This window comes from Pseudoalteromonas sp. J2K-J599 (genome assembly GCF_059295115.2).
In genome coordinates this window covers 3,518,994-3,539,888 of record NZ_CM200271.1, presented here as the reverse complement: position 1 = coordinate 3,539,888, position 20,895 = coordinate 3,518,994, and the positions used below count along the sequence as shown (strand labels likewise).

Here is a 20,895-nt window from a genome sequence, read left to right as displayed (position 1 = left end):
GGATACTGCGTATCATACTCCGCTCATCGTGTTGCGGCTAGTGTTGAGCGTAAAAAGTTGGCATCTATTTTAAGCAATGGTAGCGTGCAAACAACGAACATTTTTTGAGTGATTTATATGCGTTTGGTATTAACATTAATGGTGGTGTTGCTTAGCTTTTCAAGTGTAGCTAAGCCACTTTCGTATTATTTTGAACAAGATGTAAAATTTGACCCTTCAATTCCTACTCCTGAGCAAGTACTCGGTTACGAAGTAGGAGAGTGGCACGTGAGACACGATCAGCTCGTACGTTATATGGAAATACTTGCTGATAAAAGCGACCGTATAAATTTTGAAGTGATTGGCCGCACACATGAACAACGCCCGTTAGTAATGCTAACAATTACAGCAGCTGACAAGTTATCAAGCATAGAGCAGACACGCCAAGCTCACTTAGCACGCTTAAGTAATAACAGTAGTAAAGCACAAGACGACCCTGCCGTTGTATGGATGGGTTATAGCGTTCATGGTAATGAGTCATCAGGTAGTAACTCATCTTTGCTGGTGGCATATTATTTAGCTGCTGCACAAGGTACTGAAATAGATGAGCTATTAAATAACACGGTTATTTTACTCGATCCTTCACTTAACCCAGATGGCTTAGCGCGCTTTGCTAATTGGGCAAACAGTAACCGAGGCATGAACTTATCAAGCGACCCTAAAACCCGTGAACATGTTGAAAGCTGGCCAAGTAGTCGTACCAATCATTACTGGTTTGATTTAAATCGTGACTGGTTATTACTACAACATCCTGAATCGCGCGCGCGTATTGCTAAATTTCATCAGTGGAAACCAAATGTTTTAACCGATTTTCATGAAATGGGACCAAACAGCAGTTACTTTTTTCAGCCAGGTATCCCTAGTCGTAAGCATCCTATAACACCGGATGAAAATGTAACGTTAACTAAAGCGATTGCTAACTATCACGCAAAAACGTTAGATGAAAACAACGCACTGTACTTTACCGAAGAAAGCTTTGACGACTTTTATTACGGTAAAGGTTCAACTTATCCCGACGTAAATGGTGGTGTAGGTATTTTATTTGAGCAAGCAAGTTCTCGCGGGCATATCCAAGACACCATAAATGGACCTTTGAGCTTTCCCTTTACTATTAAAAATCAATTATTAACGAGTTTATCTACCTTTAAAGCCGCTGTTGATAACCGCCAAGCATTACTTGATTACCAAGCTAAGTTTTATAATCTAGCTACTGATTTGGCCAGTGATGAAAGCTTTGAAGGTTATGTAATTGAGGGCGCGGATGACAGCACTCGTATTAAAGATTTTTTAGGGTTGTTAAAACAGCATCAAATAGATGCTTTTTCGCTTACTAAATCACTCAAGGCAAATGGCAACAACTATACAACCAATAGCTACTTTGTGCCCTTAGCCCAGCCACAATACCGCCTAATAAAAGCTATTTTTAGCGAGCAAAAAAACTTTGCTGATAACACCTTTTATGACGTATCTGGCTGGACTTTAGCGCATGCGTTTAACTTACCTTTTGCAAAAGTAAAAAGCAGTTGGGGTTTAGAGGTTGCAAGTACACCGTGGCAAAAAGCGGTAAAACCTTCTTTTGCTTCACTTGAGCAAGGCTATGCGTTTGGCTTTTCGTGGGATGATTACCTAGCACCTAAAATGCTAAACAGCCTGTTAAAGCAAGGTATTAAAGCGCGTGTAGCGCTAAGCCCATTAACAGCCAAATCAAACTCAAGTGAAGTAAGCTTTGATGCTGGTAGTATTATTGTGCCAGCAGGCTTACAAACGAATAATGATTGGGTTGGAATATTAAATAAAGCACAAAACGAGTTTGGAATTGCAATCAAGCCTATTAACTCAGGTCTTACAAGCAAAGGAGCCGATTTAGGGTCTCGTACAATGGCGGTTGTTAGCGAGCCGAAAGTATTATTGGTAGGTGGTAAAGGCGTAAGCCAGTACGAAGCTGGGGAAGTATGGTATTACCTCGATCGCTTTGTAGGTGTTGCGCCAACAATTGTTGAAATGGAGCGTTTAAACTCTATTGAACTCAGTAATTACAGCCATATAGTACTTGCTCATGGTAACTACAACAGCTTATCTGATACCGACAAAGTGGCTATAAAAAGCTGGGTAAGAAAAGGCGGCGTTATTTGGGGTCACAAAGGCGGCGCTAAATTTTTAGCTGATCAGCAATTACTCAAAGCAAGCTATTTATCAAGACAAGATGTAGCGAGTGCATTTAAAACGACAGGTTTAAGTTATGGCGATAAGGACCATTTAGCAGGACGTCAACGCATTGCAGGAGCTATTTTTAATACTAATGTAGATTTAACTCACCCACTTACATTTTCACTTAAACGCAATACATTGCCCGTATTCAAAAACAGTACTTGGTTGCTAGAAGCTTCCGATGCACCGTTTGTAAATGTACTTACCTATACTAAAAAGCCATTGTTAGCGGGTTTTACCGATGCTGTTAATGTTGAGCAAGTGGCTGGTGGTGCTGGCTTAATTGCGCACTCATATGGACGAGGTACAGTAATAGGCATGACCGACGATCCTGTATTTAGGGGTTACTGGTATGGGACTAGTCGACTACTAAGCAACGCTTTATTTTTTGGCCATACGTTTCGTGCAAATGGCGAATAATACCAATTAGCTTAATTAAGTAATCTATTTTGAGGATGGAAAAACGTGTTGATAGCTAGGCAAAAAACTCGCTAATTAGTTGTTCTCGGCAATTGCTCCTGGATTGCTCTACCTTCTGCATCCATGCAATCGTAAATGAGAATTTTTTAACACAGGTAGCGACACGTTTAGCCCCGCAAAATGATTAAGTATTATTGCGGATTGGTTTAATACTTTTTAATAATTAAATAGGCGTTAAGCAAGTTGTAAAAGCCCACACTTGTTTAGCGCCTGCTTGTTTTAGTGCACTAGTAGCTGCGTTTAATGTTGCCCCTGTCGTCATCACATCATCAACAATAGCGACTGTTTTACCTGCCATGTCTTGTGTACAAATAAAGGCATTTTTTAAGTTTCTTATACGTTTTGCTTTGGATAGCTCCGACTGAGCTTGTGTTTTTTTATCGCGAATAAGAACATTACTTAGTGGGGCGTAATTAGCTAAACAGGGTTGCCATACTTGGCTTACCTGATTAAATCCGCGAGTAATAAAGCGGCTTTTATGAAGAGGTAAAATAATAAAGGTATCTGGCAAGTTAGGGCTTTGCTCAAAAAACTGCGTTAACTGTTTTTGTATAATTTGCTGCAATGCCTTTTTATAATGAATTTGATTATTAAATTTTAGCCTTTTAAGCCAATGCTCAAAGGGAGGTTGATAAAAAGCGCATGCAAATAATTTATCAAACTCGCAATTAGGAAACATTTCAATAATATCAGGTCGATGCAATAAGCTCGTATGCTTACTAAAATCAAACAATGGTAAATCTTCAAGGCAATAATCACATAGCCCTAAAGAGGTCGTAATCGAGTTTTGACACTGCACGCAATAAGAGGGAAATAACCAATTTAAAACGGCTTGTTTCACTGACTCGCTCCTTGCATTGCAATCGCCTTTCTAAACGTTATGATGAGCCTAAGTTTGGTAAAGGTTAGGCAAATATGCAAAATGAGTTAGTGCTATTACATGGTTGGGGAATGAATCAGGGCGTATGGCAGTTAGTACAGCCAGAACTTGAGTTTTTATATTCAGGAAATGTACGTAGCCTTGACCTACCTGGGTTTGGTAATAGCGATGTGTGCCCAAGCCCTTATACTTTGCATGATGCAGCAGAAATTTTAAGTAAGCAATTAAAGCCGAAGAGCACTTTAATGGGATGGTCGTTAGGTGGATTATTTGCACTTTATATTGCTAAGCATTGGCCTGAAAAAGTATCTAAAGTTATTTTAATAGCATCGACTCCTTTTTTTGCTGAGGCAGATAACTGGCCTGGAATAAAAGCGAATGTATTGGCGCAGTTTAAAGAGCAGTTAGTTAATCATCGAGAAAAAACAATAGAGCGCTTTTTAGCTATTCAAGCAATGGGTAGCGAGTCGGCGCGTGATGATATAAAGCAGCTTAAACAATTGCTAAATCAGTACAGCGCACCCCAAAGCGATGCCCTGAGTGCTGGTTTAGATATTTTACAAAATGACGATTTACGTGACTTATTTACTCATTGCCCAGTCCCTATTAGAGGAGTATTTGGCCGCCTTGATGCTTTAGTACCTTATAAAGCTATTAGCAAAATGTCAGCACTAAATACTGAGTTTGAATATGAAGTACTAGATAAAGCGTCCCATGCACCATTTATTTCTCATAAAAGTGAGTTTTTATCTGTCGTTAAATCAATGCTTTAAAATAGAGCTAAGAATAGCGCTGTTTAAAGCTTTATTTTGAGCAGAACCTGAGCGATAATTAAACAATGTTTATTTGGTGGAGGTTTTAATATGCCAATCGGATCAGTATTTAATAGTGGTATAGAAGGGTTTAACCGAGCTAGCCAAGGTATTGAAAAAGCCAGTGCTGAGATTAACCGTGCCAGTATAGAACAACAAGATGACGCGCAATTAGCGCAGCAACGTCAGCTTACGGCAGCACGCCCTGAAGAAGCGATTACTGCACCAGTAGCACAACCAGCTCGTGTTGATGAAGCGCTTGTTAACTTAAAAGTTGAAGAGTTTAATGCCAAGGCAAATACGCAATCAATTCAAACGGCCGATGATGTACTTGGCACGTTAATCGATATTAAAGTTTAGTATTATGAATATTGTCACGCCATTTCCGTCTATCAATATAAACACCGCAAATGTTTATACGGAAACCGCACGGCGTGACAACCAACTACGCGAAGTTATTCCCGCTCCCGCATCTAGTAGCGCAAGCAATACAGAAACCAAAGCGCAAAGTGATGCTGAAAAAGCAAAATTGCCAGGCAGTAGCGATGGTGCGACGTATAACGCAACGGGAAAAATAGCAGACGAAAAGTCAGTTCAGCAGCGCGATGGAAACCCAGAAAATCCAGAGGGCACTGAGCAAGAAAGTGAAGCAATCGAGAAAAAAGAATCTGAGCAAGAAGAGCTGCAATTAGAACAAGAACAACAACAAATTACAGAGCTAAAAGCACGGGATACTGAAGTACGAATACACGAACAAGCACACGCTTCTGTGGGCGGGCAATATGCTGGCTCGCCAAGCTATGAATATCAACGTGGCCCAGATGGTACTAACTACGCAGTTGGCGGAGAAGTACAAATAGATGTATCAGAAATTCCGGGTGACCCGCAAGCGACTATAGACAAAATGCAAACGGTACGCGCTGCCGCATTAGCGCCTGCAGAGCCTTCGGGAGCTGATCGCTCTATTGCTGCAGATGCTACGCAAAAGCTAGCAGCGGCTCAAGCTGAGCTTGCACAACCTGAAAAAGAAGACGACGAAGACGCAAAAAGTAAACTTGAAGCGTCATTCTCTAGCGATGAAAGCAGCGATACAAAAACAGCTAAAAGTGATGAGCAAACACGTGATGCCGATGTTGAGGCGCGGGCGGGGCGTATTGCTAACTTTTATCAAATGGCTACATCGCCAGCGAGCCAAAGTAGTTTTTCAGCGTTAAGTTAATAATTTAGCAAAATATAACCACAAAAAAACCGCTTACACGGTTTTTTTCGTTTTAGCTTAGTTGTACAAGTATTATTTTTTTACTTTAGCATTAGCGAACGCATCGGCAAATGCATTACCCATTAACGCATTACCGTTGTCACGTTTAGGCTTTGCAGTGCGAGGTTGCGAATTATTAGCACGTGCTTGTGGCTTTTGCGTAGCTGGAGCTGCTGACTTATTACTTGTATCAATATCGTCATCTAAGCGCATAGTAAAGCTTATGCGTTTACGTGCAGCGTCTACTTCAACAACTTTAACCTTTACAATATCACCAGCTTTAACAACTTCACGCGGATCTGATATAAATTTATTCGTGATTGCTGAAATATGCACTAAACCATCTTGGTGAACACCTACATCAACAAACGCACCAAAATTAGCAACGTTTGAAACCACGCCTTCTAAAATCATACCTGGTTTTAGGTCACTAATTTTTTCAACACCGGCTTTAAACTCAGCTGTTTTAAATTCAGGTCGAGGATCTCGACCAGGTTTATCAAGCTCAGTAATAATGTCGGTAACGGTTGGTAAGCCAAACTTTTCGTCAGTGTAATCGTTAGCAGCAAGTTTAGTTAAAAAGTCGCTGTTACCAATTAGGTTACTGACATCTACGCTATTGCGTTCACAAATGCGTTTAACAACAGGATAAGCTTCAGGGTGTACTGATGAGTTATCTAGTGGATCGCTACCATTGTTAATACGTAAAAAACCAGCCGCTTGTTCAAATGCTTTTGGCCCTAAACGCTCAACCTTTTTAAGCTCACTACGTTTAGTAAATGTGCCGTTAGCATCGCGATAATTAACGATATTTTGCGCTAATGTTTTGTTTAAACCAGATACGCGTGTAAGTAAGGGTACCGAGGCCATGTTTAAATCTACGCCTACTGAGTTTACACAGTCTTCAACTACTGAAATAAGGCTCTGGCCTAATTGGCTTTGCGATACATCATGTTGGTATTGGCCAACACCAATTGATTTTGGCTCAATTTTAACAAGTTCAGCAAGAGGATCTTGAAGGCGGCGCGCAATAGAGACAGCCCCTCGTATAGAAACATCTAAATCTGGAAATTCATTAGCTGCAAATTCAGAAGCTGAGTAAACCGATGCACCTGCTTCGCTAACCATAATTTTACTAAGTTTAAGTTCGCTGTTTGCTTTGATAAGCTCTGCAACCAACTTATCTGATTCGCGTGATGCAGTACCGTTACCAATCGCAATTAGCTCAACTTTATGCTGACGGCAAAGTTGCTCTAACGTACGCACAGATTTATCCCAATGATTTTGTGGTGCATGAGGGAAAATAGTTTGTGTAGCTAGTAATTTACCTGTGCTATCAACAACGGCAATCTTACAGCCAGTACGAAGGCCTGGATCAAGACCTAAAGTAGTACGAGGGCCTGCAGGTGCAGCCATTAATAAATCTTTTAAGTTTTTAGCAAATACATCGATTGCACCGGCTTCTGCTTTTTCGCGCATTGCTGCAAAAAACTCATTCTCTAGGTGTAACCCTAGCTTAACTTTCCACGCCCATTGAACAACGTTTAATAACCAAGGACTTGCCGCTTTATATTTAATATCTAAACGGTAATGCTCAGCAATCATGTTTGCACATAATTGTGCTGAATTTTCAGCACTAGGTTCAGGGTTTATATTTAACTGAAGTACACCTTCATTTCGGGCTCTAAGCATTGCAAGCGCACGGTGAGAAGGTACTTTTTTAAGATGTTCTTGATGCTCAAAGTAATCACGGTATTTTGCACCGGCTTGCTCTTGGCCTTTAATCACAGTACTTTCAATTGCGCCATTTTGGCTAATGTGGCTTCTAAATTTAGCAAGTAATTTTGCGTCTTCAGCAAAGCGTTCCATTAAGATGAATTTAGCGCCTTCAAGTACCGCTTTTGTATCTGCAAAACCTTTTTCAGCACTTACAAACTGCTGTGCTTGTTGCTCTGGGTCAAGGTTAGCATCTTTAAATAGTGCATCTGCAAGAGGCTCTAAACCAGCTTCAATTGCTATTTGGCCTTTAGTGCGGCGCTTAGCTTTATATGGTAGGTATAAATCTTCAAGTTCTGTTTTACTTTGTGCATTAGTTATATCGGCACTTAGCTCTGGCGTTAGTTTATTTTGCGATTCGATTGTCGATAAAATAAAACTACGGCGCTCTTCTAGTTCACGTAAATACGATAAACGCTGCTCTAAAAGGCGTAATTGGGTGTCGTCTAGGCCGCCTGTAACTTCTTTTCTGTAGCGGGCAATAAAAGGAACAGTTGCGCCTTCATCAAGTAACTTTGTTGCAGCAACAACCTGTTGCTGCTGTGCGTTTAACTCACCGGCTAAACGTGCAGAGATATCGCTCATGCAAAAACCTTTTTATACAATAAAATAAGACCAGAAGCGTGTTACTGGCGCTGTTAATTGCTTGAATAATATCACAGGAGGTAGTAATGAAAAGCTCTTAAAGCAAGCTATTTTACTTGCTTTAAGATGGTTGGGTCGGGAGCAAATCAATTCAACTAAAAGAGCGCCCTAGTGAGGGTGCTCAATGTTTTCTAATACCTCACTGAAAGAGTGAGCAATAGGTGAGATATGTACAGGAATATGTAATGTTTTAGCTATTTGGCGAGCTGAAATTAAACCACAAATTTCGTTACTCGCTGTTGTAACTAATAAAAACATTGTGCCCTGATGCTCCATCGTTTGCAGCGCATCACCAATGCATGCGTAGCTTAAGCTTTGCATACTTACACCTGTAAGGCGGCTAACTGGTGTCATAATGTCACGTAAGCTTACTTCGCTTCGTTGCATATTTAAGCGCTCTGCAATAATAGTAATTTTAGAGCTTTGTAAATCGGCGCTAGAAACTAGGCCAATTAATTTTTGGTGTTCGTCTGTTACTAAAACAAAGTCAGATTGTTGTGCACTTACTTGTTTAAGCGCATCTGTAATCGTTGTTCCATGCTCTGCACGAATAGGTGTTTTTTGAGTAAAGTTATTCACCATTTTTAGCGCTGGAGAAGATAAATCGATTAATGGTTGATCATCTGCAAATGTGCTAGCAATAACGCCATGAGAAATATTTTGGGTACGTAATTCTTTAAAGTTAGACATAGTAGTCACCTTAGTAGTTATAAAATTTAATTAAGTTGTAAAATAATGAATTAAATTAAATAGCTAGGTGGTCCGCGTTGGTATGCAGTGCTAAAAGGTCTGTTTAGATTAGTGCTCTTATAAAAAGAATCTACGACATTAGGAAGTGGTTGAGGCGACCTATAGGTAATAGTGTTAACGTGAGAGTCCACGTCAAAATCGAGGTTTGCTTGGTCAGGAATATCACAAGTAATAAAGTGATTAGATAGTTTAGCGTTATCAAGGTTTACGTCAGTGTTGCTGGCATGCAGGGTCAAACTTACACTCATTAAAAGTGCAAACAATACGGCATTACTAAATATGCGCTGTACTATGTTTGACATAATCACGACCTTAATTAACTGCTTTCAAATTAAACAAATCAACTTGAATAATTCAGTTATAGCTTATTGCTTTAATTTACACAATCAAAAGTTAACATGATCTGAATCAAAACTTTTTATTTCTTTTTTTGGTAATCGATACTGTTTACATACCACTGCTTTTTTCCCTGAGGAGTGGTCACTTCAAATTCGTCGTCCACTTGTTTTTTAATCAACGCACGCGCCATAGGTGAGTCTATTGATATGTAATCTTTACGGTCGTAAATTTCATCAGGACCTACAATTCTGAACTTTTTAACTTCACCTTCTTCGTTTTCAATTTCAACCCATGCACCAAAAAATACTTTTCCATCTTGCACGGGAGAGTAGTCAATAATTTTTAAATCAGGTATGCGCTTGCGTAAGTAGCGTACCCGGCGGTCAATTTGGCGCAGTAAACGCTTATTATACTGATAGTCTGCGTTCTCAGAGCGATCTCCGAGGCTGGCTGCCCAGCTAACTATTTTTGTTACTTCTGGGCGTTTTACGTTCCATAGTTGATCGTGTTCTTGTTGTAATTGCAAGTAACCTTCGCGGGTAACTAAATTTGTTTTCATGGCCAATTCTTTATTAACTCTAATGGTGTGCACGTTATTAAATTTGCCAAAATTTGTCGAGCGTAAAATTTAATAAAGTACGAGTAAGGAAGCTTTGAAATGTTCAGTAACAATCTAAGCAAGTAATTAGTTTTTGATTATTAAGTTTTTCATTTATATTAACTAGTAATTGGATATAAAAATAAGAAAGAGATTATGGGACACGAGACCACAAAAGTATTAGTTGTTGATGACGATATGCGCTTACGCAGTTTGCTTGAACGTTACTTAGTAGAGCAAGGCTTTATTGTTAGAACCGCAGGAAACTCGGAGCAAATGGATAGACTCCTAGAGCGTGAAAACTTTCACTTAATGGTTCTCGATTTAATGCTTCCAGGCGAGGATGGTTTATCTATTTGCCGCCGACTACGCCAAAAAGAAAATGAAATTCCTATTGTTATGCTTACTGCAAAGGGCGACGAAGTAGATCGCATTATTGGCCTTGAACTTGGCGCTGACGATTACATTCCAAAACCATTTAATCCACGAGAGCTACTTGCTCGCATAAAAGCCATTTTACGTCGCCGCGCAAAAGAAGTGCCAGGCGCACCTGCTGCTGAAGAAAACTTAATCGCTTTTGGTAAATTTACGCTTAATTTAGCAACGCGCGAAATGAGTGAAGGGGATAAAACAATATCGCTTACCAGTGGTGAGTTTGCAGTGCTTAAAGCGCTTGTTTCGCATCCACGTGAGCCACTTAGCCGCGATAAGCTAATGAACTTAGCGCGTGGCCGCGATTACAGTGCGCTTGAGCGAAGCATTGATGTGCAAGTGTCGCGACTTCGCCGCATGATCGAAGTAGATGCTGCCAATCCACGATATATTCAAACCGTTTGGGGTTTGGGGTATGTGTTTGTTCCCGACGGTGAAAAGTAATATTTATGGGCATGTTTCCGCGCAGTGCTTTTGGACAAACTGTTTTTTTAGTGGCGGCTCTGCTGCTCATAAATCAAATAGTGTCTTATGTTACGGTTAGTTTTTATGTTGTAAAACCAACCATTGAGCAAGTTAACTTGATGCTTGCTAAGCAAATTAAAACAGTATTCATTGACTGGGAAGATGGCGTTGAAATAAACGACGAAGTATCTGCGAAGTTTTTTGAAATCACTGGCATTGAGGTCATGACTCAGCGCGAAGCAATGCGTCAAGGACTTGGGCAAAGCCGCGAATATTCTATGCTATCGCGTAGCATGACTGAGCAACTTGGTGGTTATTCTCGTGTACGTATTAGCCAAACTGATCCATTGATTTATTGGGTTGAAGCACCGCAAGCGCCAGGTTATTGGGTAAAAGTACCGCTTAAAGGCTTTAAAGAGAATAACTTAGAGTTTTTAACTTTTTACTTATCAAGTATTGGCTTTTTAAGTGTGCTGGGTGGGTGGTTGTTTGCAAGGCACCTTAATAGGCCATTAAAAGCACTGCAACAAGCTGCAGTGAAAGTGGGTAAAGGCGATTTTTCTACCAAATTAGAAGAAGAAGGCTCAACAGAAGTAATAGAAGTAACGCGTGCGTTTAATCAAATGTCACGCGGAATTGCCGCACTTGAAAACGACCGCCGTTTACTAATGGCTGGTGTATCGCATGATTTACGTACGCCGCTTACGCGTATCCGTTTAGCCACCGAAATGATGGTTGATGAAGACGACTATCTTCGTGAAGGTATTATTTACGATATAGAAGATATGAACGGGATTATCGATCAGTTTATTGAGTATTTACGCCACCATAAACGTGAAGAACTAAGTTGTGAAGATATAAATGCTTTAGTTGCCGAGGTTGTTAATTCTGAGCTTCAGCATCAACGTACTATTACGTTTAAAAGTAATCCAAATATAGGCAATATACCCTTAAGCTCTGTGGCTATTAAACGTGTAATTACCAACATGATTGGTAATGCGCTGCGTTATTCTGAGGGCGATGTTGAAGTACTTAGTTACTTTAATTCAAACAAAAAATATGTAGTTATCGCTGTAAACGATAGTGGTCCTGGGATCCCTGAAAACGAATTAGAGTCTGTGTTTGAGCCCTTTAAGCAAGGCGATGCTGCACGTGGCAGTGAAGGTAGTGGCTTAGGCCTTGCCATTATTAAACGCATTGTTGATATGCACGACGGTAAAGTAAAACTAGAAAACCGCCCAGAAGGCGGTTTAAGTGCACAAGTATATTTGCCAATCAAGGTATTAACCCCTGCACAATAAATACAGGGGTTTTATTGTATTAAAGTGCTTTAAAGCGAATAGCGGTACCGCCACTGGTGGCCAGTTTAAGCGTTAGTTTATCGTTTGCAGTTACAATTCGTTTTTCGATAGCTATATCGTACGGATTGTTTTTCCACTCTGCGTTTTTACCATCTTTATAAATTTGCGCTTCAAACTTTTTGCCCTGCTCTAAAAAGTCGAGTTTCACCTCAATTGTTCTGGCTTTCTCGTCAGTAACAGCACCTAGGTACCAATCGTTTCCTGAGTATTTAGTGCTTTTACGTTCTTTACGAGCGAATACAATAAAGTCGCCTACTTCACCATCAATAGCAATACTTTGCTGCCAATCTGTTGGTACGTCCTGAATGAATTGAAACGCATCGGGCTTAGCCAAATAGTTTTTAGGTAAGTCGGCAGCCATTTGAATTGGGCTATACAAAACAACATAAAGTGCGAGTTGTTTGGCAAGTGTAGTTTGTGGGCGGTTTGTATCGCCTCCTAAACCATTAAAGCTCATATCAAAAATACCTGGCGTAAAGTCCATTGGTCCTGCAAGCATGCGGGTAAAAGCAAGCATTGGTACATGCTCTGGTGGATTAGGTGGTGAACCCCATGCATTGTATTCTTGTCCGCGTGCGCCTTCGCGCGCAATCCAGTTTGGATAAGTACGGCGCAGGCCTGTATCTTTAATTGGCTCGTGAGTATTAATGCTAATTTTATGTTTAGCTGCAAGTTTTACGTTATAAAGGTATTCGTTAACCATAAACTGGCCGTCATGCCATTCGTGGCGAGCAATACCGTTTTTGTCTATACGTTTTATATTTCCGCCATCGGCTACATAACCTGTTTTTACTTGGCTGACGTTTGATTTTTCGTAAAGTGTAAAGGCATCTTCCATTTGGTCTCGGTAGTTGCTTACATTGCCTGATGTTTCGTGATGGCCAATGAGCTGTACACCTTTTTCTTTGCCGTATTGAGTCAGCGCTGCTATATCAAAATCATCGTACGGTTTGGTAAAGTTAAATACATCGCCATTAAAGTACCAATCGCCATCCCAGCCAATATTCCAGCCTTCAACGAGTACGCCATCAAAACCATACTGCGCTGCAAAATCCATATAGTATTTTGTGGTTTGCGTAGTGGCGCCGTGTTTTTTACCGCTACCCCAAGTTTGCGTGTTTATATGCATACCCCACCAAATACCGACGTATTTGCCAGGTTTAACCCACGACACGTCACCGAGTTTATTAGGCTCGTTTAAATTTAGTATTATATCTGAATTAACTAGGCCAACAGCGCTGTCGGCTATTTGAATGGTGCGCCATGGTGTTTTAAAAGCGCCTTGCTTTTTAACGGCAATACCATCTGACCAAGGGGTTAAGTCGGCTGTAAATGTGCCTGGACGGCGCTGATTAAGCACCATACCCGCGTAATCAACAAGAGCAGCTTCATGAATACTAATATGAGTACCGTCACTTGTTTTAAACGTAAATGGTGTGTGAGCTAGTGGAGCTTCGTTAAGCGCGGTGGTGTTATAAACATATTCGTAGCGGTTCCAGCCACGAGCAGGTATCCACCATGCTGTTGCATCATGGCTATTGTTTATTGCAAATTCAGTTAACTCTTTGGTTATTTCTGTATGTTCGAAGCCGGCTTGTTGTGGTACTTCGTATCTAAAACCTACACCACTATCAAATGCTTTAAATCGAATAGTGTAGGTACCTTTATTTGGCTCGTTTTTTGTAAAGGTAACGGCCACTTCGTTATATTCGTCAACAACGTTTTGGCGTTCGCCCCAAGGTTGTTGCCACTGCGAGTTAACGCTTTGTTGTTCAATGCTTTTAATTTTAAAGCCATCGCTAAAAGCTGCTTGTGTTTTAAATTCAAACCCCAGTAAAGATTTGTTTATAACCGCTTTGTTTTTAAATTTTATTGCGTAGCTTGGCGTGTTGTTTTCGTCAGAGATGCTTACTGTTATTTGTGTGTCTGGCGATTTTAGCTCTACAGTTTGTCCGTAGCTATTACTAGCAAAGGCTAAAAGCACAAGTGCAGGGATTCTCATGGTGTGTCCTTAGATGAGTCGGTGGTGACATTTAAGGATAATGACTGTTGATGATTAATACGACTGCCTACATACGTATTCAATGTTTTAAAAAATAGAAAGAATTTGGTGGCTTAATCGGTCTATAATGTAAACAAATTGATAATAGCGACAAGAAAATGATAAAAAGCTTACTTTGTGTATTTTTACTAAGTGCTAGTACTGGAGTTTTTGCAGCAAATATTACAATTAAAAATGCTAATAATGGCCCATTACCTAATGCTGTTGTGTGGCTAACTGCAGGAGATTCCTCTAGCGTTATTCCTCCAGAAGCACCTTATGCGATGACCCAGCAAAATCGAGAATTTAAGCCGCGTATTTTAGTTGTCTCACAAAATGCAAAGGTAGAGTTTCCGAATGCGGACTCAATCATGCATCATGTTTATTCATTTTCTAAAGCTAAAACATTTGAATTAAAGCTATATAAGGAGCACCCAAAAGCGCCCATTACTTTTGATCAAACAGGGGTTGTTGAGCTTGGCTGTAATATTCATGATTGGATGTTAGGTTATATTGTGGTGGTCGATAGTACTATTTTTGCAATCACTGATGAAAATGGTCATGTTGATTTAAATGCCAATGTAGGCGAATACACGTTAAGTGTTTGGCATTCTGGGTTTAGTGATATTAGTAAGGTTGAATCTCAAACTATTACTGTGGCTACTAACCCGATCACTTATAAAGTAAAGCAGGAAATTGCGGAGCAAATTGACTTTGCTACGGATGAATTTGATGACTATTAATCGCTTAATGAGGCTGGCATTTTTAGCCGGTGCTTTATGTTTTAGTAATGCATTGTATGCACAAGTAAAAGGCTTGATACAAATTAGAGCCGTGCAGGGGGACGATATACGTAGCTTCCAAGAGGGCGGCCTTGGGCTATATCGGCACGATACTAAAAGCGACGAACTTATTTTATCCCAAGGTATTTTAGATTTTAATGTTGATTTAGCATCTAGTTGGTCGGCTCATGGGGTGTTAAATGCGAATCAAGATCCTGACGTTGGCCTTGGTTTTACGCAAGCTTATATAAAGTATCAGCCGCTATCTAACAGCAACTATAAATGGCATGTGCGTGTAGGGGGCTTTTATCCACTTATGTCGCTTGAAAACCCTGATATAGGATGGACTTCTCCTTATAACTATACAAACTCAGCTATTAATAGCTGGATAGGCGAGGAAGTACGCACTGTTGGCGCAGAGGTAACTATTAAGCGCCCAGCAAAACGTTTTAACAGCGCTCATAGCTTTAGTTTTGTAGGTGCTACATTTAAAGGCAATGACCCTGCCGGTACTTTACTTGCTTGGCGTGGTTTTGCATTACACGATAGGCAAACTACATTTAACGAAAGTGTTAAATTTGCGCCTGTAGCGGCATTAAATACGTATGAATTACGCTGGCAAGCTAATCAGGTTTTACCGTTTGAAGAAGTAGACGGACGTTTTGGCTATTACGCTGGCGTACACTGGGATTACTTAAAAAAATCACAATTTCGAATTTATTATTACAACAATAACGGTGACCCAACCACACTTAATATTAGTACAGGGCAGTATGCTTGGGATACTCGCTTTACAAGCGCCGCTTGGCTTTATAAGTGTAATAATAAAACCCGCTTTATAGCACAGGTACTTAATGGTAAAACCGAAATGGGCGCTAATGCTTTAATAGATAATGCCTTTTACAGCCATTATTTAATGTTAAGCCATAAAGAAGGCAAGCATCGAGTTTCTGTACGCTACGATTACTTTAAAGTGACAGATAACGACACTACTGCGTTTGATCCTAATGCAAGCAATGGAGAAGGTTTAACCGCAACATGGCGCTACCAGCTCACTAATAAACTACAAATAGGGGTTGAAGGTTCTGCACTTAAAAGTGTTGCAAAAAATAGAGAGCCAATTGGATTTAATGAACGAATCTCGCAGCAGCAAATAATGCTAAACGCTCAATGGCGATTTTAGGTTTTATAAACTAGATTTATTATCAAAAAGGTAGGTATTAAATATGGTTTTTTTTGGAGTAATTAATGAATTTGAATAGTATCCGCGTCAAAGTCTCTTTTCCTATTGTTATTTTAGGTATTGCTATCTTGTCGTTAATTATTGGGTATTCATACTTAATTAACTTACAAAAAAATGCATTAGATGTGCAATCCGATAAATTTATTAAGGCTGTGTCTCTTGCTTTGAGTGCCGACAGGGATTTGTATCAAGCAAAGGTTGCTGAGTTAAATTTAGTCGCACATAACGACAATAAAGAAGCTTATTTGCAAAAGCATAAAGAAAATGCCGAGCAAGTAACACAAAGGTTAGAGCAGTACTTAACTTTGTTATCGGATTATCCAAAAGCTATAAATGGGCTTCGCGGTTTTGATGGTGCTTATAATACTTGGTTAAACGCTTCACTGGCCTATATGAATGATAAAACAAATCTAAAAAAACAGTCTCAATCAGAAAAAGCATTTGACGAATTAAGAGCTACGCTTGATCAAGCTGGTGAATTAGCAGAGCAAACATCGGTTGAAGAAGTTCAAAAACTATCAGACACAATTGCTTCAACTAAGTTAACTATGCTTATTTTTGTCATATTAATTTTATTAGTGGCGTGTTGGTTTAGTTACCTTATTCCTAAGCAATTAACACAGCAAATTAACTATGTAACTTCTCGTATTAACGATATAGCCTCTGGTGATGGCGATTTAACTGGCAGGATCGCTATAACGTCTAAAGATGAGTTTTCTGAACTTGCAACGCAGTTCAATCGATTTCTCGACAACTTACAGCAATTAATTCGCGATATTTTAGAGCAATCAAAAGAGCTAAGTGAATTAGGAGCTGAGTTAAGTCAGGTTGCAAATAAAAACAATGCTGTAAATCAAACGCTCAGCCAAGCCTCTGAGTCAATAGTAAGTGCAGTGCATGAGATGAGTGTAGCAAGTAGAGAAGTTGCAGGTGTTGCTCAGCAATCATCAACAGAAGCTGATAAATCGTTAAATTTAGCTCAGCAAGGACTAACAGCGGTTGCGCACTCTAGTTCTCGTATTATTTCTTTGTCGCAAAATATGGAGCAAGCTATGGCGCGCTCTACAGAACTACAACAAAGTTCTGATAACATTGCCAAAGTACTTGAGGTTATTCGTGCAATTGCAGAGCAAACAAATCTGCTGGCGCTTAATGCTGCTATTGAAGCCGCGCGAGCTGGTGAATATGGCAGAGGTTTTGCTGTGGTAGCAGATGAAGTAAGAACATTGGCTACACGCACGCAAGTAAGCACAAACGATATTCAAAAAATGATAGAGCAATTTGCAACGAGCGTAGAACAATCAATTAAAGCGATAGATGAAGGTAAGCAATTTGCAGATGATGCGGTTGGCTCGTTTAGTCAAACTAATGATGTGCTTAATGCAATGCAAAGCTCGTCTACTAAAGTAAATGATATGGCGATGCAAACAGCGCAAGCGACTGAAGAGCAGACAACGGTTGCAGATGAAATAAGTCAAAACCTATCATCATTAAACGATCAAACTTTAGAAGGGGGAGCGCTTGCTCGAACTACTGAAGATGTATCTAAAAACATGGAACAATTGACAGATGAGCTAAATCACTTAGTGCATCGATTTAAAGTTTAAATAAGCTGATTATCGGGTTAGATAACTCTTTAAGGTTTTGAAATATAATTGTACTTATATTATTTGCTAGCTAGAGTTCAGCTTGAATCGTCATTATAAAAATAAAAAGGGACTTTAAAAGTCCCTTTTTTAATGCAATTTTAACCCTGGAAAGTCAACAAAGCCTAAAGTGCATTAGTATTACTTTTTATCAAAAGCGCGTTTCATGTAGTTAGGTGTAGCGAGTGCACCATGATGAATACCGCTGTTGTAGTATTCACTTTGCTCAGCTATTTGTGCTGCGCCGTCTTCTCTAAAACCGTCAAATGCTTGTGATTTACGCGCAAGTGTTACTGACCATAAGCCGCTTGGGTAAATTGGTTGCGGGAATGGCAGTGTTTGTAAATCGTTAAAGCCTACGCTTAGCATTGCTTCGCGCATTTCAACTAATAATGGCATATGCATAAGAGGTGATTCGCTTTGTTGTACTAAAATACCACCTGGGCGCAGTGCATCTAAACAGCTTGTGTAAAACGCATGATTAAATAAACCTTCACCTGGACCCACCGGATCGGTGCCATCAACAATAACCACGTCGATAGATTCGCCAGCGGCTTCGCGCATGTATTTAATACCGTCGTCAAACATAACCGTTGCACGGGCGTCGTTGTTAGATTCACAAAGCTCTGGGAAGTATTTTAACGACATTTGCGTTACTACTTCGTCTATATCTATTTGCGTTACAGTTTCTACGCCTGGGTGTTTTAATACTTCGCGTAAAGTTCCGCAGTCGCCGCCGCCAATAATAACGACGTTTTTAGGGTTTGGGTGCGCTAAAAGTGCAGGGTGGCTGATCATCTCATGATAAAAGAAGTTTTCGCGGGTTGTTACCATAGTACACCCGTCGATGATCATTAAATTACCAAAGTCTGTGGTTTCAAACATTTCTACCTTTTGAAAAGGAGACTGTTTTTCATCTAACTTTTTATTAATACGTAATGAAAATGCGCTGCCATCGCGGTCGCTAATTTCAGTAAACCACTTACTTTGATCTAAATTTGCCATAGTTACTATTACACTTTTTTAGGTTGAGTATGAAAAAGGGGCAATTCTGCCAGTGCTTGGCGTTTTGCTCAATGACATTTTAACTGATTTGACGAATAAAGTTAGTTAGGAGTGAGTGAAAGTTCAATTTTTGTTAGCCTAGTGGATAGTGACGTATTAAAATGCGCCTTTATACCTAATTGACTAAAGAAGAGTTGCCATGACCTGGGGTTTAGAAACAGCACGCGCCACTTATAACGTTGCTCATTGGAGTGATGGTTATTTTGATATTAACGCACAAGGCGAACTGGTGGCTTACCCAGATGGCGACCAAACAAAACCGGCCATTTCTTTAACGCAATTAACTGAGCAGTTTAAGCAACAAGGTTTAACGTTGCCGGTTTTAGTACGCTTTACTGATATTTTAAAAAATCGTGTAGACACCCTTACTAACGCGTTTACGCAAGCGCGAGCAAATCGTGAATATAACGGAAAATACACCTGTGTTTACCCAATAAAAGTAAATCAGCAACGTTCTGTAGTAAGTAAGCTATTAGCGCATCCAAGCGGGCTTGTTGGCCTAGAAGCAGGCTCCAAGCCAGAACTTATGGCTATTTTGGGCGTAGCAAAAGAGCCAATCACAATAGTGTGTAACGGCTATAAAGACAGTGAGTTTTTACGCTTAGCATGTATTGGTCAAGCAATGGGCCACAGCGTAAAAATTGTGGTAGAGAAGCTTTCAGAACTAACCACACTACTTGAAGAAATAGACAACCTAGGCATTGAACCTGCTATTGGTATTCGTATTCGCCTAAATTCAGTAGGCAAAGGCAAGTGGCAAAACACGGGCGGCGAAAAAGGCAAGTTTGGTTTAACGGCAGGCCAAGTACTAAGTGCTGTTGAAGTGCTGAAAAAGCATAATAAGCTGCACTTAATGCAAATGGTGCATTTTCATATTGGTTCTCAAATTGCCAACATTCGTGATATTCACCGTGCTTTACGTGAATGTGCACGCCACTTTGCTGAGCTTACACAATTAAACGTACCGTTAAATACCGTTGATGTGGGCGGCGGCTTAGGCGTTGATTACGAGGGCTCTGGCTCGCGTAGTGCTTGTTCAATGAATTACACCGTAGAAGAGTATGCGCGTAATGTAGTGAATGCATTTGCAGAAGTGTGCGATCAGCATAACCTTACGCATCCGGCCATTATCACCGAATCGGGGCGCGCTTTAACCGCTCACCATGCGGTATTAATTACCGATGTAATTGACGTAGAAAAAGCGCCCAATCATTTAAATCCAGAGCCACCGCTTGAAAATAGCGCGTTAGTGCTTGATGAAATGTGGCAGTGTTTACAGCGTTTAAACCCGCGTATGGCACTTGAGATTTATCACGACGCTATGCACTTATTTAGCGAAGCGCACGATCAGTACGTGCATGGCTTAGTAAGCATGTTAGAGTGGGCGAAAATAGAGCAGCTTTACTTTACTATTTTACATCGTGTGCGTGCATCGCTTAGTAATAACGCGCGCGCACACCGTGAAGTACTCGACGATTTAAACGAAAAGCTTGCAGATAAACTCTTTGTTAACTTTTCATTATTTCAGTCATTGCCTGATGTATGGGGTATTCAGCAGTTGTTTCCGGTTATGCCAATCGAGAACTTAACTCAACCATTGACTCAGCGCGCGATTATTCAAGATATTACCTGTGACTCTGACGGTCAAATCCGCGAATATGTTGAAGGCGCTGGTATCGAAACCAGCCTACCAATACCAGAATATAAACACGGCGAGCAATACCACATTGCTATGTTTATGGTGGGTGCATATCAAGAAATTTTAGGTGATTTACATAACCTATTTGGTGACACTGATTCAGTGCACGTAGAGCTTAACGATGAAGGTTATGTGTTAACCAATGCTATAAAAGGTGATAGCGTTAAGGATGTATTAAAGTTTGTTGACTATGATAGCGCCATTTTAGCTGACAACTTTGCGTACCAAGTTAATAAACTTGATGTATCAGCGCAGTGTAAAGAAGGTTATTTAGCTGAGCTTAATGCAGGCCTTGAAGGCTATACCTATTTTGAAGATTAATTTGTAAGCAACTGAAAGCGCAGTATTAGTGGCTGCGCAATGTTTAAAGGAATGG

At 40.2% G+C, this 20,895-nt stretch carries 17 protein-coding genes; 10 read left to right on the top strand and 7 right to left on the bottom strand.

The window, feature by feature from the left end:
* Positions 1 to 117: 117 nt before the first annotated feature.
* Positions 118 to 2,667: a M14 family zinc carboxypeptidase gene (locus AC5NT5_RS16015; RefSeq protein WP_494514312.1), complete on the top strand. Its 2,550-nt coding sequence runs from the start codon at positions 118 to 120 to the stop codon at positions 2,665 to 2,667.
* Between the two features lie 223 nt (positions 2,668 to 2,890).
* Here AC5NT5_RS16015 and AC5NT5_RS16010 read toward each other — a convergent pair whose 3' ends face one another.
* Positions 2,891 to 3,568 (bottom strand): ComF family protein, encoded by a 678-nt coding sequence (locus AC5NT5_RS16010; protein ID WP_024596110.1) that lies wholly within the window; start codon positions 3,566 to 3,568, stop codon positions 2,891 to 2,893.
* 74 nt (positions 3,569 to 3,642) lie between these two features.
* Here AC5NT5_RS16010 and bioH point away from each other — a divergent pair, with 74 nt between their 5' ends.
* The 3 genes from bioH (at position 3,643) to AC5NT5_RS15995 (ending at position 5,638) form a co-directional block, all read left to right on the top strand.
* Positions 3,643 to 4,380 carry a pimeloyl-ACP methyl ester esterase BioH gene (gene bioH, locus AC5NT5_RS16005; protein ID WP_494514311.1) on the top strand — a complete coding sequence of 246 codons (738 nt, stop codon included), beginning with the start codon at positions 3,643 to 3,645 and terminating at the stop codon, positions 4,378 to 4,380.
* Between the two features lie 90 nt (positions 4,381 to 4,470).
* Positions 4,471 to 4,779, top strand: coding sequence for a hypothetical protein (locus AC5NT5_RS16000; RefSeq protein ID WP_002959563.1), 309 nt, complete (start codon positions 4,471 to 4,473; stop codon positions 4,777 to 4,779).
* Between the two features lie 4 nt (positions 4,780 to 4,783).
* Entirely contained in the window at positions 4,784 to 5,638 is an 855-nt protein-coding gene (locus tag AC5NT5_RS15995) for a putative metalloprotease CJM1_0395 family protein (protein ID WP_024596112.1), read from the top strand.
* A gap of 72 nt (positions 5,639 to 5,710) precedes the next feature.
* On the opposite strand, the gene AC5NT5_RS15990 is transcribed toward AC5NT5_RS15995, so the two are convergent.
* From AC5NT5_RS15990 to greB, 4 genes are all read right to left on the bottom strand, one after another.
* Entirely contained in the window at positions 5,711 to 8,038 is a 2,328-nt protein-coding gene (locus AC5NT5_RS15990) for a Tex family protein (protein ID WP_494514310.1), read from the bottom strand.
* Positions 8,039 to 8,206: 168 nt separating this feature from the next.
* Positions 8,207 to 8,788 carry a CBS domain-containing protein gene (locus tag AC5NT5_RS15985; RefSeq protein WP_024595749.1) on the bottom strand — a complete coding sequence of 194 codons (582 nt, stop codon included), beginning with the start codon at positions 8,786 to 8,788 and terminating at the stop codon, positions 8,207 to 8,209.
* A 50-nt stretch (positions 8,789 to 8,838) separates the two neighbouring features.
* Positions 8,839 to 9,150 carry a hypothetical protein gene (locus tag AC5NT5_RS15980; protein WP_024595748.1) on the bottom strand — a complete coding sequence of 104 codons (312 nt, stop codon included), beginning with the start codon at positions 9,148 to 9,150 and terminating at the stop codon, positions 8,839 to 8,841.
* 116 nt (positions 9,151 to 9,266) lie between these two features.
* Positions 9,267 to 9,746, bottom strand: coding sequence for a transcription elongation factor GreB (greB, locus tag AC5NT5_RS15975; RefSeq protein WP_002959554.1), 480 nt, complete (start codon positions 9,744 to 9,746; stop codon positions 9,267 to 9,269).
* Positions 9,747 to 9,941: 195 nt separating this feature from the next.
* Here greB and ompR point away from each other — a divergent pair, with 195 nt between their 5' ends.
* Together ompR and envZ are read left to right on the top strand one after the other, a co-directional pair.
* Positions 9,942 to 10,661, top strand: coding sequence for an osmolarity response regulator transcription factor OmpR (ompR, locus tag AC5NT5_RS15970; protein ID WP_002959552.1), 720 nt, complete (start codon positions 9,942 to 9,944; stop codon positions 10,659 to 10,661).
* 5 nt (positions 10,662 to 10,666) lie between these two features.
* Positions 10,667 to 11,983, top strand: coding sequence for a two-component system sensor histidine kinase EnvZ (gene envZ, locus AC5NT5_RS15965; RefSeq protein ID WP_182672572.1), 1,317 nt, complete (start codon positions 10,667 to 10,669; stop codon positions 11,981 to 11,983).
* 19 nt (positions 11,984 to 12,002) lie between these two features.
* Here envZ and AC5NT5_RS15960 read toward each other — a convergent pair whose 3' ends face one another.
* A complete protein-coding gene (locus AC5NT5_RS15960; protein WP_494514309.1) occupies positions 12,003 to 14,045 on the bottom strand; it encodes a glycoside hydrolase family 97 protein in 2,043 nt (680 codons plus the stop codon).
* A 158-nt stretch (positions 14,046 to 14,203) separates the two neighbouring features.
* Here AC5NT5_RS15960 and AC5NT5_RS15955 point away from each other — a divergent pair, with 158 nt between their 5' ends.
* The 3 genes from AC5NT5_RS15955 to AC5NT5_RS15945 all read left to right on the top strand — a co-directional run bounded on the left by AC5NT5_RS15955 (position 14,204) and on the right by AC5NT5_RS15945 (position 17,716).
* The gene (locus AC5NT5_RS15955) at positions 14,204 to 14,827 is read left to right on the top strand and encodes a cupredoxin domain-containing protein (protein WP_494514308.1); all 624 of its coding nucleotides are present in this window, start codon (positions 14,204 to 14,206) and stop codon (positions 14,825 to 14,827) included.
* Positions 14,817 to 16,049 (top strand): hypothetical protein, encoded by a 1,233-nt coding sequence (locus AC5NT5_RS15950; protein WP_494514307.1) that lies wholly within the window; start codon positions 14,817 to 14,819, stop codon positions 16,047 to 16,049. The genes AC5NT5_RS15955 and AC5NT5_RS15950 overlap by 11 nt, the downstream gene beginning before the upstream one ends.
* Positions 16,050 to 16,114: 65 nt before the next feature.
* Positions 16,115 to 17,716 (top strand): methyl-accepting chemotaxis protein, encoded by a 1,602-nt coding sequence (locus tag AC5NT5_RS15945; protein ID WP_494514306.1) that lies wholly within the window; start codon positions 16,115 to 16,117, stop codon positions 17,714 to 17,716.
* A 180-nt stretch (positions 17,717 to 17,896) separates the two neighbouring features.
* Here AC5NT5_RS15945 and speE read toward each other — a convergent pair whose 3' ends face one another.
* Complete coding sequence (speE, locus tag AC5NT5_RS15940) at positions 17,897 to 18,760, bottom strand: polyamine aminopropyltransferase (protein WP_008138747.1); 864 nt, start codon at positions 18,758 to 18,760, stop codon at positions 17,897 to 17,899.
* Positions 18,761 to 18,959: 199 nt separating this feature from the next.
* Between speE and speA the strand changes: the two genes are divergently transcribed.
* The gene (gene speA / locus AC5NT5_RS15935; protein WP_002959544.1) at positions 18,960 to 20,840 is read left to right on the top strand and encodes a biosynthetic arginine decarboxylase; all 1,881 of its coding nucleotides are present in this window, start codon (positions 18,960 to 18,962) and stop codon (positions 20,838 to 20,840) included.
* Positions 20,841 to 20,895: the final 55 nt, after the last annotated feature.